Source organism: Nesterenkonia lutea (assembly GCF_014873955.1).
GTDB classification, from domain to species: domain Bacteria; phylum Actinomycetota; class Actinomycetes; order Actinomycetales; family Micrococcaceae; genus Nesterenkonia; species Nesterenkonia lutea.
Map to the genome: position 1 here is coordinate 425,523 of NZ_JADBED010000001.1, position 12,610 is coordinate 438,132.

Genomic DNA, 12,610 nt, shown 5'->3' on the forward strand with positions numbered 1-12,610 from the left:
CTCGACGAGATCCTCGGCGAGATCCTCTGGGGTCGGGTGAACGGGACTAGGTGAAGGCCCCCACTCCTGTCACAGCGCGCCCGACGATCAGGGCATTGATCTCGTGGGTGCCTTCGTAGGAGTAGATGGCCTCGGCGTCGGCGTGGAACCGGGCGACATCGGTGTCCAGGGTGATGCCGTTGCCGCCGCAGACCTCACGGGCCAGTGCGACCGTCTCGCGCAGCCGCAGCGAGGTGTACATCTTCGCCAGCGCGGAGTTCTCATCGCGGTAGATCCCGGCCGCCTGCTGCTCGGTGAGTTGGACGACCATGCCCAGCGCGGCGGTGAGATTGCCGAGCATCATCGCGAGCTTCTCCTGGACCAGCTGGAATCCGGCGATGGGGCGGCCGAACTGTTCCCGCTGCCGGACGTAGGCCAGTGCGGCCTCATAGGCACCGGCCATGGCACCGGTGGCCATCCAGGCCACATCCGAGCGCATGCGCCGCAGGCAGCCTGCGACGTCGGAGAAGCTGTTGATCTGCTGGAGTCGGGCGCTGTCCGGGACTCTGACGTCCTGGTACCCGATGTCAGCGTTCTGCATGATCCGCAGCGAGGCCTTGCGCGGGATGACCTGCATGGACACGCCCTCGGCCGAGGTGGGGACCAGGAAGCACTTGACCTGCCCGTCCGCGGTGTCTCGCGCGAAGGTGGCCACGACGTCGGCCGCGGTCGCACCGCCGATCCAGCGCTTGGCGCCGTTGATCACCCAGTCCTTCGTCGCAGGGTCCTGGGTGGCGTGGGTGGCGAGTCCTCCGGCCACGTCGGAGCCGTGCTCAGGCTCGGTGAGACCGAAGACCCCGGTGAGTTCATGGGAGACGATCTTCGGGTCGAGCTCGCGGGCCTGCTCGGCGGATCCGCCCACGGCGCAGACCGTGCGGAACAGGCTCGCCTGGGCGTTGTAGTAGGTGGCGACATTGATGTCACACCGGGTGAGTTCGAAGTTTCGGAAGCCCAGGAAGATGTCGCGAATCGGTTCCCCCGCCTCGCGCAGCGCCGGGGGGTCCATCAGCCCAAGGCTGCGCAGCGGAGCGACGATCTCCTCGGGAAAGCGCGCCTCGTCCCATGCGGCATTGAGGTGCGGGTGGACCTGCTCAGCGAGCACCTCGCGCAGTCCGGTGATCACGCTGCGCTCGGCGGGGGTGAGCCGCTCGGCGAAGCCGTAGAGGTCTGAGGGGATGACGCTGCCGGTGACCGGTTCACGCATGGCGGACTCCCGAGGTGGTGGAGTCTGCGCTCGAGGTCTCGGGCTGATCAGCGGGCACGTCGAGTCCGAGCAGTGCGACGGCGTTGTGCTTGAGGATCCGCGGCCGCACCTCGTCCTTGATCGGCAGCTCTGCAAAGGCGCCCAGCCATTTCTCCGGGGTGATCAGCGGGTAGTCGGTGCCGAAGAGCAGCTTGGACGAGAGGATGTTGTTCGCGCTGCGCACCAGGGCTGGTGGAAAGTACTTCGGTGACCAGCCGGAGAGGTCGATGTAGACGTTGGACTTATGCGTGGCGATGGAGATCGCCTCGTCCTGCCAGGGCACCGAGGGGTGCGCCATGATGATCGGCAGCGCGGGGAAGTCCGCGGCGACGTCGTCGAGCAGCAGCGGGTTGGAGTACTTCAGCTTCAGCCCCGACCCGCCGGGGGTGCCTGCGCCCATCCCGTTCTGCCCGGTGTGGAAGATCAGCGGCAGACCGATCCCTTCCAGCGCCTCCCACAGCGGATAGTGCTGCGGGTCCGAGGGATCGAAGCCCTGCACCGTGGGGTGGAACTTGAAGCCGCGCACGCCCAGCTCCTCGGCCTGACGCTGCGCCTCGGTGATCGCCGCGCCCCCCATCCAGGGATCCACCGAGCCGAAGGGCAGCAGCACGTCGTTGTTGCGCAGACACCCCGCAACCAGATCATCGACCGAGTTGGGCGCGTGCTTCAGCTGGGTGCGCGCGTCCACGGTGAAGACCACCGCCGCCATCCGATGCGCCCGGTACACCTCAGCGATGCGATCGATCGAGGGGGTGCGCTCCGCGGTTTTGAAGTACTTCGCGGAGGCCTCGAAGAACACCTCGGGCAGGGCTCGGTGTCCGCTGGAGTCCATCTCCAGATGGACATGGGTGTCCACGGCTTCGATGGCCTGCACGTCGATGGCGGATCGGTATCGCATCGGTGGCTCCTCTCCTTGTCTCGACTGGGTCTCGGGCTGGGCTGGCTAGGGTCAGAGAGCTGGCTAGCTGGTCGGCTGCAGCTCGGCGGGAAGCTCCGGCATGGATTCGCCCACCGACTGCAGGTTCGTGTCGAGGATCTCGCGCCCCTTGTCCATCAGCGTCGCGTAGTCCCACCCGCCGTCGTGGTACTCCGAGACCACGGGTTCGGGGTGGCTCCAGATCTGCAGGCGGTCTCCGCCTGCGCCGATGACCTGGCCGGTGACGCCCTCGACCGCGTCGGAGGCCAGGAAGGCGACGACGCCGGCCGCATCCTGTGCCGTGCCGAAGCCGAGCTCCTTGCGGAAGAAGTCCGGCATGGGCTCACCCTGCTCCTCGGCCTGAACCGCCTTCTGGAAGTAGGGCACGGTCTTGGTCATCGCGGTCGCAGCCACCGGGATGACCGCGTTGACGCTCACGCCCGCACGTTTCATCTCCAGCGCCCAGGTGCGCACCATGCCGACGATCCCGGCCTTGGCGGCGGCGTAGTTGGTCTGTCCGAAGTTGCCGCGCTGGCCGGTGGGGGAGCCGATGCAGACGATCCGGCCTGCTACGCCCTCGGCCTTGAAGTGGCCGAACGCCGCACGCACGCAGGTGAAGGTGCCCTTGAGGTGGACGTTGATGACGGCGTCGAAGTCCTCGTCGGACATCTTCAGCAGCGACTTGTCGCGCAGGATGCCGGCGTTGGTGACCAGGATGTCGAGGCGTCCGAAGGTGTTCACCGCCGCCTCCACGAGCTTCTCGGCGGTCTCGGTGGACCCCACGGGTGCCACCACGGACACGGCCTTGCCGCCGTCGGCCTCGATCGACGCCACTGCTGCATCAGCGGTGGCCTGATCCACGTCGTTGATGACCACGCTGGCCCCCTGGGCGGCGAGCTCCCGGGCGTACGCCAGGCCCAGTCCTGCTCCGGAACCGGTCACGATGGCTACCTTGTCCTGCAACGACATAGTCTCTCCTCTGGTACGGCCACCTGTGTGGCCATGCGGCCTATGCTTACTGTGATACATCTCACTTGATAATATTGAGAAAGTCAATGATTTGTCTTCTCATCCGCCTAACCCCTCTCCTGAGGGCCTCTGCTAGGAGTCTCCATGCCCCCCTCGACCCCTGCTGCCTCCACCGCATCCGGTGCGGCGCCGCTCTCGGTGCAGCCGGACCGTGCCGGTGACGCCGAGGGCCGCTTTCAGGCGACACCGCTGGCCCGAGAGGTTGCCTTCCTCACCGCCCGCGCCCGCGTCCGGGGCAACGCCCTGGCCAACGAGCTGCTCAGCGACCTGGACCTCAAGGTGCGCCCCTTTGCGGTGCTCGCCATGGCCTGCTCGGGGACCAACCCCTCACAGCGAGAGCTCGGCGACTTTCTGGACCTGGACCCGAGTCAGGTGGTGACCCTGGTCGACCGGCTCGAGGAGCGCGGCGCCATCCGCCGAGAGCCGGACCCGCGCGACCGACGATCCAAGATCCTCGTGGCCACAGAGTCAGGGCAGCAGCTCCACGCCCAGGCCGCCGAGCGGACCCGGAAGGCAGAGGAGCAGACCCTGCAGGCCCTGACCTCCGCAGAACGAGACCAGCTGCGCGAGCTGCTTGCCCGGGTCGTCTACTGAACCGAGCGCAGGATCGTTCCGCGCAGAGGCCTAGGAGGGTGTCAATGAGTCCTCCGGGCGGAAGCCTTTCTTCGCCAGCTGGATCTGTTCATAGACATGGTGACGCAGCTCGGCGAAGCGCTGCGAGGAGCGCGTCTCGAGCTGATCGCGCTCCGCCGGCAGGTCCACCAGCACGTCCTCCTGGATGACCGTGGGCGAGGAGGACAGGATGATGACACGTTCGCCCAGGTAGACCGACTCATCGATGTCATGGGTCACGAAGAGCACCGAGACGCCGAGCTTCTTCCAGATGCCGCGGACCAGGTCTTCCAGGTCCGCGCGGGTCTGTGCGTCCACCGCGGCGAAGGGCTCGTCCATCAGCAGCACCTCGGGCTGGTAGGCCACGGCGCGGGCGATGGCCACACGCTGCTGCATCCCGCCGGAGAGCTGCCACGGGTAGGACTTCGGAACATGGGACAGGCCGACGGCCTCCAGCGCCTCGGCCACCACCTCACGTCGGGCAGTCTTGTCCATCCCCTGGTTCTTCAGCGGAAGCTCCACGTTCTCCGCCACGCGCAGCCAGGGGAACAGCGAGCGGCCGTACTCCTGGAAGACCACCGCCATGGACTTGGGCGGGCCGGTGACCTTCTCACCGTGCAGCGTCACCTCCCCGGCGGTGGGGGCCATCAGCCCCGAGATGCATTTGAGCAGCGTGGTCTTGCCTGAGCCCGAGGGTCCCACCAGGCACGCGAGCTGGCCCTTGGGCAGGTCGAAGGTGAGGTTTCGCACGGCCTCGATGTCTCCGCCGTCGGTGTGGTAGACCTTCTTCAGATTCTGCACCGAGAGCATGGGCTGCTCACCGGGCATGGTCCTGCCGACCGGGATCCTCCCATCGGGAGTGTCCTGGACGCTGGACTGGCTGATCACGGGATTGGTGGGCTGTGAGTGTGCGGAGGTCATCTCCGGGTCCCTTCTCTTGTGAAGCTCTGGTCAGTGAGGTTCTGGCCGGTGCGGCTCTTGTCGATCCAGCCCGGCAGGTGCTGCCCGGCCGCAGATGCATGTGTCGCGGCCCTCAGGCAGACTGCTCGATCTCGCGCAGCCCGTGGTACCAGCCCAGGATCCAGCGCTCGGCGAACTGGAAGAGGAAGGAGAGCACGACGCCGATCAGGCCCAGCAGGACGATGCCCGACCACATCTCTGGAATGGCGAAGGAGCGCTGGAACTGGACGATGGCGAAGCCGAGACCCTCGGTCGAGGCGAACATCTCCGAGATCACCATCAGGATCAGCGCGATGGAGAGTGACTGCCGGATGCCGGCCATGATCTGCGGCATGGCAGAGGGCAGGATCAGGTACCGCACGCTGTTGACCTTGGTCATCCCATAGGTGCGGCTGGTGTCGGCAAGGACCTCGTCCATCGAGCGCACACCTTCGATGGTGTTGAGCAGGATCGGCCAGACCGCGCCGAGCACGATCACCGAGACCTTCATCTCGTCACCGATGCCGATGAGCAGCATGATCACTGGAATGAGCACCGGGGGCGGGATGGCGCGGAAGAACTCCAGAGTGGGTTCGAGCAGGGCCCGCAGCCAGCGGAAGGAGCCGATGAACAGTCCGGCGACGATCCCGATCACGATGGAGAGGACGATGCCGATCATCAGCCTGCCCAGCGAGGGGAAGACGTCGCTGATGAAGCGTTCGCTGGTCCAGGTCTCGATGAAGGTCTCCACCAGCAGCTGGGGAGTGGGGATGAAGAAGTTCGCCTCGCCCAGGGATCCGAGGAACCAGATGAAGAGCAGGATCAGCGGCAGAGCCACGATGTTGAAGAAACTGCGGAGATATTTCATGCCGCCACCTCCGTGCGGACCGAGGAATGCCAGGACAGGATCTTGCGCTCGATGATCCGCATGACCAGGTTGATCAGGACTCCGAGCAGGCCGGTGGCGAGCACCAGGGCGTACATGGAGACGTAGTTTCCGCCGGACTGGGCCCGGCTGATCTCAGCCCCCAGGCCAGGGGTGCCGATGATCAGCTGCGCCGTGATCGCCAGGATCAGCGCCACTGCGGCGGCGAGTCGGACTCCTGTCATCACATAGGGAAGCGCCGTGGGAAAGGTGACGTAGCGCATGCGGGCGAAGGGCCCGAGGCCGTAGGAGCGGGCGGTGTTCATCGCCACGGCATCGACGTCGGCGACCCCGTAGAGCACCTGGATCAGCACCTGCCAGAAGCAGGCGTAGACGATCAGCATCAGCGAGGACTCGATGCCCACACCGAAGAGCAGCACGGCCAGCGGAATCAGGGCGACCGAGGGGACCGGACGCAGAAACTCGATGGTGGAGTTCGTGAACCGCCGCAGGAAGGTCGAGGAACCGATCACGAAGCCCAGCACCGTGGCCAGCACCACCGCGATGATCATGCCCAGTGCCCAGGCCCACATGGTGTCGGCCACCGCGACCCAGAAGTCGGTCAATCCGAAGTTGGTGATCAGCCCGCCGATGGCCTGCGAGGCAGGAGGCATGAAGCGCTCGTTGACCAGGCCGGTCAGCGGCAGCAGCTCCCAGGTCAGCAGCATGCCGAGCACGCCGGCGGCGCCCAGGAGCTTGGTGCTGAGTCCGCGTCGCCGTCGTCGTCGGGCTCGGCCGGGACCGGAGGTGGTGGCTCGCCCGGTGGCGCCGCTCTGCGCCACCGAGGACAGCGGGGCGGCGGGGTCTGGACGGGTGGGGATGTCCAGCGCGGCCGAGGTCGAGACATTTGTGTGACGTCGGATGTCACCCCCGCGACGGTCCGCGGCGGCAGAGGCCTCCCACCGGTGGAGTCGGTGGGCCTCCTCATCCCGGCTGCGTCGTGCCTCGCCGCGGGACCTGGGTCCCGGGCCTGAGCGCTCATCGGTCATCTGCGACTCCCTTGTGCAAGGTCGTTCCGAGCCTCACACCGAGATCAACCTCGGTGTGACGTGGAACACATCAGGCTCAGCATATGCCTATGGATCCAATAGTTCAAGAAGTCAATGATTGAGATAGTCAAGTAAGGCCCCCCGCCCGCGCTGGGAGGCGGATTCTCCGAGCAGCCGCGGCCTTGGAGCCGATCAGATGCCCGGACAATCCGCCCCTCGACGACGGGGTCGACGGGGGCCTCAGCGGAGGAAGAGCTTCTTCATCCGGTAGGTCGTCACGGCGAGTCCGATGACGATCATGACCAGGTAGTAGCCGATATGGGCGAGGGTGAGGGCGCCGAAGTCCCAGAAGGCGATGTCACGCATCAGCTCCACCCCGTGCCAGAGCGGCAGCGCCTGGATCACGACCTGGACTCCGGCGGGGTAGACGCTGATCGGGAACAGCGTGGCCGAGAACAGGAACATCGGGATCAGGACCATCATCATCCAGTCCATCTGCTGGAAGCGGGTCATGAACGAGGTCACCGCCATGCCCACCGAGGCGAAGCCCAGCGCGATGAACAGCGCCGCGCACCACATCAGCACGGCCGCCAGCGGGTCGACGAGTCCGCCGAGGATCAGCACGCCGAGGAAGCCCAGGGCGTAGATGCCGCCGCGGAACAGGGCGAGGCAGATCTCGCCCACGGCCACATCCACCGGTCCCAGGGACGTGGACATCATCGTGCGGTAGAGCTTGGTGATCTTGAGCTTGAAGAACACGTTCCAGGTGGAGTCGAAGATCGCACCGTTCATCGCCGAGACGGCCAGCAGCGCGGGCGCGATGAAAGCGGCATAGCTGATGGTTCCACCGCCGTCGAGGCCCACCTGATCGGCCTCGACGCTGGCGATCATCGGAGAGATGCCCAGTCCGAACGAGGTCAGGAACAGCACCGGCTCCAACAGCCCGGAGAGGAACATGACCCCGCGATTGTTCCTGATCGCCGTGAGTCCACGACCGAACACGGCACGGATGTTGCCCGAGTAGTAGTTGGCACCGAGACCGCTCCGGAACGTGCTGCGGGGCGGCGTCGGCAGAGCAGCTGAACTGCTGTGGGGCTCCGTCGCATCTGAACTGCCCCGTGCGGCCGCTGAGCGTTCGACGTCGGCCGCGTCCCTGGCGGCCATGCGGGTCTGTCTGCGCGCATCGGCCCTGGCGCCGGGAGTGCGCCCGCGCCATTCCTCCAGTCCCAGCCTGCGGGTGAAGACCCTGACGGTGATCAGCCATCCGCCGGCGGTGATCGCGAGCAGGTAGGCCACATGGACCAGGATCAGCCACATCGGGGTCGGCTGGGAGAACGCCAGCACCCGGCCCAGCTCATTGGCGTGCCAGATCGGCGAGAACCAGCCGATGACCTGCAGGAACCCCGGCAGATTCGTCAGCGGATAGAACGTCCCTGAGAAGAGGAAGAGCGGCATGATGACGAAGCGCTGGATCAGCGACATCTGCCCCTTCTCATCGCGGAGAGTGGAGACATAGGCCATGATCGGCAGGCCGATGGCCAGTCCGCCCAGCAGCGCGCTGGCGATCTGCAGGACGGCCAGCGGCGAGCTGACGGCGCCGAAGAGGTGCAGCACGAGCGTGAAGATTCCTGCGTGGACGGCGAAGCGGACGCTCACAGCGAGGATGTGGCCCGAGGCGATCTGTCCCGGACTCAGCGGGGAAGCCTGTGCGCCGTAGTAGAAGCGTCGCCATTTGAAACCCTCCATGACGGGGAAGGTGAACTCGATGCCCGCGGCCATCGCGACCGTGGAGGCGAGGACGGCAGGTCCGATGTACATCAGATAGCTGCTCGCCCCGTACTGGGTGAAGTCGCCTCCCTCGCCCACCAGCACCCCGAGGCCGAGGCCCATCGCCAGGATGTACATGATCGGCTGACTGATCGAGGAGAACAGGATGACCCCGCCATAGGCGCGCATTCCGCGCAGCGTGCGTTCAGCCTGGTGCAGGGCGCCGAGGCGGCGGACACCTCCGGCGAGGGCCTGCTTGTCGGCCGCCGGGCCGAGGGGCGAGTCGGCGCGGGAAGCCGTGTCAGTCCTGCTGCGCACCTGCTCAGTCAACGAGGCTCCTGCCGGTCAGCCGCAGGAAGACGTCCTCCAGTGATGACCGGCGGACGAGCGAGGTGACCGGGCGCAGCCCCGCCGCGTGGATGCGCTCCAGCGCAGACTCGGCAGAGGCCGCATAGACCAGCAGTCGGTCCGGAAGGACCTCGACATGGCTGAACCCCATGCCGCCGTCGGAACCAGCACCGCCGGGATCCTCCGCGGAGAGCAGCGTGGTGAGCTGCTCCGCCTGCTGCTGGTTGCGGTCCAGACCGAAGCGCAGCTCGAGGACCTCGCGGGTGGAGTGCTCGCGGATGAGTGCGGAGGGGGAGCCTTCTGCCATGATTCGTCCCTGGTCGACCACGATCAGGCGCTCGCAGAGCTGCTCGGCCTCATCCATATGGTGAGTCGTCAGCACCAGCGTGGTGCCGGATTCGCGCAGTCGGAACAGCCGGTCCCAGAGGATGTGGCGCGCCTGCGGGTCCAGGCCCGTGGTGGGCTCGTCCAGAAGCAGGATCTCAGGCTCGTTGACCAAGGCGCGCGCGATGGTGAGCCGGCGCTTCATTCCTCCGGAGAGGTCCTCCACCCGGGAGGTGGCCTTATGGGTGAGCTGCGCGAATTCCAGCAGCTCCTCGGTCTTCGTGTTCAGCCAGCGGCGAGGCAGGCCGAAGTACCGGCCGTACATGATGATGTTCTCGCGGACGCTGAGCTCTTCGTCGAGGTTGTCCTGCTGGGGGATCACTCCGAGCCGTGCGCGGACCTCGGGCCCGTTCTTCTCCGGGTCCAGCCCGGCCACGGACATGGTTCCGCCGGTGCGGGCGGCCACGGCGGCGATCATGCGCATGGTGGTGGACTTGCCCGCTCCATTGGGACCCAGCAGCCCGAAGGACTCCCCGCGGTTCACCGTGAAATCGATCCCGTCCACTGCGGTGAAATCTCCATAGCGCTTGGTCAGACCTGTGGCGCGGATCGCGTGTTCGACGGGCATGAGGTGCAGTGTACTCGGGCGCCCGAGACCCCTGGGGTCTGTCAAGGGTTCATCCTCAAGAGCGATGTGTCCTGCGCCGTCATCCGGGAGAATGAGTGACAAGTGAACACCCCTCTCCGATGAAAGGTCATCTATGTCCGTTCCAGTTCTCGAGACCGAGAACCTGGTCAAGGTCTATGGCAAGGGCGCGACTCGTTTCGACGCGCTCAAAGGCCTGACCTTCGAGATCCACGAGGGCGAATCTGTCGCCATCGTGGGCAAATCAGGTTCCGGCAAGTCCACCCTCATGCATCTGCTGGCGCTGCTCGACGAGCCCACCGCCGGCGTCGTCGCGCTGGAGGGTGAGCCGGTGAACAGGCTCAAGCCCAAGAAGGTCTCTCAGCTGCGCAATGACACCTTCGGCTTCGTGTTCCAGCAGTTCTTCCTCAACCCCAACCAGACCGTGCTGGAGAACATCACGCTGCCGCTGAAGATCGCCGGCGTCGGCAGGTCCGAGCGCAACCGCCGAGGCCTGGAGGTGCTGGAGCAGCTGGACATGGCCGACAAGGCCCGCAACAAGGCCACGAACCTCTCCGGCGGACAGAAGCAGCGTGCCTGCATCGCCCGAGCCCTGGTGAACAAGCCCACGGTGCTCTTCGCCGATGAGCCCACCGGCAACCTGGACACGGTCACCTCCGAGATCGTCGAGGACATCCTCTTCGGACTTCACCGTGACCACGGCATCACCCTGGTGGTCGTCACCCATGATGAGGACCTGGCGGCCAAATGCCAGCGTCGCCTCATGATGCAGGACGGCGAGATCGTCACCGAGGAGCACGGCGCGAAGGGGACGCACGCATGAGATCAGTCGACGTCGCCCGCACTGCGCTGGGCAACACCTTCCGTTCCAAGCTGCGCACGGCCCTGACCGTGGTCGCCATCGTCATCGGTGCCTTCACGCTCACGCTGACCTCAGGTCTCGGCGCAGGGGTGAACAAGTATGTGGACAATGTGGTCGCCGGATTCGGTGACTCCTCGCAGATGTTCGTCCTGAAGGCCGGTTCGGCCGAGGCCGAGACCGAGGGTCCCGCCGAATACGACCCGGAGGCCGCCGCGGGCTCGTCAGGCATGTTCGGGCCGGGCACCGGCGGCGACGTGCTCACCGAGTCCGACATCGAGAACATCGAAGACATCGACAACGTCTCCGCAGTGGATCCGGTGGTCGTCGTCTCCGCCGATTATCTGGAGAACAGCGCCGGCGATCAGTACGCGCTGACGCTGGACAGCCCGGCCAATGCGCTGGGGCTGGAGCTCGAGGCGGGGGAGACCCCCGGCGACGACGGGATGGACCTGAGCGTGCCGGCCGAGTGGCTCACGGTCTTCGACGCCGAGGACGCCGAGCAGGTCATCGGGGAGACCGTGGAGATCGGTGTCTCGAACGTGACCGGCGAGCAGTCGACCGTGGAGGCGGAGATCGTCGGGGTCACCGAAGAGGCCCTCTCCGGCATCGGCGCCACGCCGATGCCTTCCCGTGAGCTGAACCAGGAGCTCTATGACCTCTCCATGGAGGGCTACCAGGGCGAGGCCCAGGACGCCTACTCCATGGCCGTGGTCGACGTGGACGATCTCGAGGCCAATGAACAGGGCGTGAAGGACGCGCTCAGCGAGGAGGAGCTGCTCGGGATGACCGTCGAGGACCAGATCGGAGCGATCCAGGGCGTCATCGACGCCGTCTCCTGGGTGCTCTCGGGCTTCGGCCTCATCGCCCTGCTCGCAGCCAGCTTCGGCATCGTCAACACGCTGCTCATGTCCGTCCAGGAGCGAACCCGCGAGATCGGTCTGATGAAGGCGCTCGGCATGTCCAGCGGCAAGGTCTTCGGGCTCTTCTCCATGGAAGCCGTGGTGATCGGCATCATGGGCTCGGTGATCGGCGTGGGGCTCGGAGTGGCCGCGGGACTGATCGGCAACGGGTGGCTCACCGGAGAGGGCGGGCCGCTGGGCGAGGTGGCGGGGCTGACGCTCTTCGCCGTCGACCCGATGGCGCTGCTGGGCATCACCGCCCTGATCGTCGTCATCGCCTTCCTGGCCGGCACGCTTCCCGCCGCCAGGGCTGCGAAGAAGGACCCGATCGAGGCGCTTCGCTACGAGTGAGCGCGGCCCCGCGGGCTACGGTGAATGATGACCAGTGATGAAGACGAAACAGTGATGAAGACGAAGGAGCAGTTATGAGCACCCCACCCTATGGTGAACAGCCCGGCGGCCACCCCGGAGGTCAGCCCGGCGGTCAGCCGAACCCGAAGTACGGCACGGATCCCTATGCCCCCGGGACATATGGCGGTCCGATGGCGGAGCCGAAGAAGTTCAGCCTGCTGAAGACCTTCACGCTCGTCTCGCTGGCGATCTATGTCCTCAACGCCCTTCCCGGATTGTTCGGGGGCGGGGATGAGGCTCGCCAGGAGATGATCTCCGCCTATGAGCAGGCGGGCATGACCGGCCAGGAGGCGGTGGACGCCGCAGAGCTCGGGGCGGCGTTCAACACCGGCTTCGCCTGGATCACGCTGATCATCGGCGTCGGCCTGTACCTGCTGGTCTATTTCGGCCTGGTCAAGAACAAGAACTGGGCGCGCGTCACCGGCATCGTCTTCGCCATCATCGGCGTGGTCCTCAGCGTGGTCAGCGTCGCCTTCGGGGCGCTGTTCGGCCTGGGCGCCGACATGCTGGTCGTGGTGCTCACGATCGTCTACGTCATCGTCACCATCTACTGGCTGATGCTGGCGTTCAGCGGCGAGGTCAAGGCCTATCTGAAGCAGTTCACCAGGTAATCAGCCCCAACGCTCCGTCATGACGGGGGCGCTCCTGCTTCAGGGGCGCC

General features: G+C 66.2%; 12 protein-coding genes. 4 read left to right on the forward strand and 8 right to left on the reverse strand.

From position 1 onward, the window contains the following. Positions 1-46: 46 nt before the first annotated feature. From H4W27_RS02010 to H4W27_RS02020, 3 genes are all read right to left on the reverse strand, one after another. A complete protein-coding gene (locus H4W27_RS02010) occupies positions 47-1,243 on the reverse strand; it encodes an acyl-CoA dehydrogenase family protein (RefSeq protein ID WP_192594446.1) in 1,197 nt (398 codons plus the stop codon). Further along, positions 1,236-2,180 carry an amidohydrolase family protein gene (locus tag H4W27_RS02015; RefSeq protein ID WP_192594447.1) on the reverse strand — a complete coding sequence of 315 codons (945 nt, stop codon included), beginning with the start codon at positions 2,178-2,180 and terminating at the stop codon, positions 1,236-1,238. The genes H4W27_RS02010 and H4W27_RS02015 overlap by 8 nt, the downstream gene beginning before the upstream one ends. Before the next feature lie 63 nt (positions 2,181-2,243). Beyond that, positions 2,244-3,167, reverse strand: a complete 924-nt coding sequence (locus H4W27_RS02020; RefSeq protein ID WP_192594448.1) for an SDR family NAD(P)-dependent oxidoreductase — start codon at positions 3,165-3,167, stop codon at positions 2,244-2,246. Positions 3,168-3,311: 144 nt separating this feature from the next. Here H4W27_RS02020 and H4W27_RS02025 point away from each other — a divergent pair, with 144 nt between their 5' ends. Then, positions 3,312-3,821: a MarR family winged helix-turn-helix transcriptional regulator gene (locus H4W27_RS02025; RefSeq protein ID WP_192594449.1), complete on the forward strand. Its 510-nt coding sequence runs from the start codon at positions 3,312-3,314 to the stop codon at positions 3,819-3,821. 30 nt (positions 3,822-3,851) lie between these two features. Here the strand turns inward: H4W27_RS02025 and H4W27_RS02030 are convergent, their stop codons facing one another. The 5 genes from H4W27_RS02030 to H4W27_RS02055 all read right to left on the reverse strand — a co-directional run bounded on the left by H4W27_RS02030 (position 3,852) and on the right by H4W27_RS02055 (position 9,759). Next, on the reverse strand, positions 3,852-4,649 hold the full coding sequence (locus tag H4W27_RS02030; protein ID WP_192596368.1) for an ABC transporter ATP-binding protein: 798 nt from the start codon (positions 4,647-4,649) through the stop codon (positions 3,852-3,854). 223 nt (positions 4,650-4,872) lie between these two features. Further along, positions 4,873-5,646 (reverse strand): ABC transporter permease, encoded by a 774-nt coding sequence (locus H4W27_RS02035; RefSeq protein ID WP_192594450.1) that lies wholly within the window; start codon positions 5,644-5,646, stop codon positions 4,873-4,875. Beyond that, positions 5,643-6,371 (reverse strand): ABC transporter permease, encoded by a 729-nt coding sequence (locus H4W27_RS02040; RefSeq protein ID WP_192596369.1) that lies wholly within the window; start codon positions 6,369-6,371, stop codon positions 5,643-5,645. The genes H4W27_RS02035 and H4W27_RS02040 overlap by 4 nt, the downstream gene beginning before the upstream one ends. 561 nt (positions 6,372-6,932) lie before the next feature. Further along, entirely contained in the window at positions 6,933-8,789 is a 1,857-nt protein-coding gene (locus H4W27_RS13505; protein ID WP_225938971.1) for an ABC transporter permease, read from the reverse strand. Further along, positions 8,782-9,759 (reverse strand): ABC transporter ATP-binding protein, encoded by a 978-nt coding sequence (locus H4W27_RS02055; RefSeq protein WP_192594451.1) that lies wholly within the window; start codon positions 9,757-9,759, stop codon positions 8,782-8,784. The genes H4W27_RS13505 and H4W27_RS02055 overlap by 8 nt, the downstream gene beginning before the upstream one ends. A gap of 133 nt (positions 9,760-9,892) precedes the next feature. On the opposite strand from H4W27_RS02055, the gene H4W27_RS02060 reads away from it, so the two are divergent. The 3 genes from H4W27_RS02060 (at position 9,893) to H4W27_RS02070 (ending at position 12,560) form a co-directional block, all read left to right on the forward strand. Beyond that, entirely contained in the window at positions 9,893-10,600 is a 708-nt protein-coding gene (locus H4W27_RS02060; protein WP_192594452.1) for an ABC transporter ATP-binding protein, read from the forward strand. Beyond that, complete coding sequence (locus tag H4W27_RS02065) at positions 10,597-11,889, forward strand: ABC transporter permease (RefSeq protein WP_192594453.1); 1,293 nt, start codon at positions 10,597-10,599, stop codon at positions 11,887-11,889. The genes H4W27_RS02060 and H4W27_RS02065 overlap by 4 nt, the downstream gene beginning before the upstream one ends. Before the next feature lie 74 nt (positions 11,890-11,963). Continuing rightward, complete coding sequence (locus H4W27_RS02070) at positions 11,964-12,560, forward strand: hypothetical protein (RefSeq protein ID WP_192594454.1); 597 nt, start codon at positions 11,964-11,966, stop codon at positions 12,558-12,560. Positions 12,561-12,610: the final 50 nt, after the last annotated feature.

What these genes read in the sequence shown, in the direction of transcription:
- H4W27_RS02055 (WP_192594451.1), bottom strand. Translation starts at nt 9,759, where the DNA reads ATGCCCGTCGAACACGCGATCCGCGCCACAGGTCTGACCAAGCGCTAT.
- H4W27_RS02015 (WP_192594447.1), bottom strand. Translation starts at nt 2,180, where the DNA reads ATGCGATACCGATCCGCCATCGACGTGCAGGCCATCGAAGCCGTGGAC.
- H4W27_RS02040 (WP_192596369.1), bottom strand. Translation starts at nt 6,371, where the DNA reads ATGCTGCTGACCTGGGAGCTGCTGCCGCTGACCGGCCTGGTCAACGAG.
- H4W27_RS02065 (WP_192594453.1), top strand. Translation starts at nt 10,597, where the DNA reads ATGAGATCAGTCGACGTCGCCCGCACTGCGCTGGGCAACACCTTCCGT.
- H4W27_RS02035 (WP_192594450.1), bottom strand. Translation starts at nt 5,646, where the DNA reads ATGAAATATCTCCGCAGTTTCTTCAACATCGTGGCTCTGCCGCTGATC.
- H4W27_RS02010 (WP_192594446.1), bottom strand. Translation starts at nt 1,243, where the DNA reads ATGCGTGAACCGGTCACCGGCAGCGTCATCCCCTCAGACCTCTACGGC.
- H4W27_RS02060 (WP_192594452.1), top strand. Translation starts at nt 9,893, where the DNA reads ATGTCCGTTCCAGTTCTCGAGACCGAGAACCTGGTCAAGGTCTATGGC.
- H4W27_RS02070 (WP_192594454.1), top strand. Translation starts at nt 11,964, where the DNA reads ATGAGCACCCCACCCTATGGTGAACAGCCCGGCGGCCACCCCGGAGGT.
- H4W27_RS02020 (WP_192594448.1), bottom strand. Translation starts at nt 3,167, where the DNA reads ATGTCGTTGCAGGACAAGGTAGCCATCGTGACCGGTTCCGGAGCAGGA.
- H4W27_RS02025 (WP_192594449.1), top strand. Translation starts at nt 3,312, where the DNA reads ATGCCCCCCTCGACCCCTGCTGCCTCCACCGCATCCGGTGCGGCGCCG.
- H4W27_RS02030 (WP_192596368.1), bottom strand. Translation starts at nt 4,649, where the DNA reads ATGCTCTCGGTGCAGAATCTGAAGAAGGTCTACCACACCGACGGCGGA.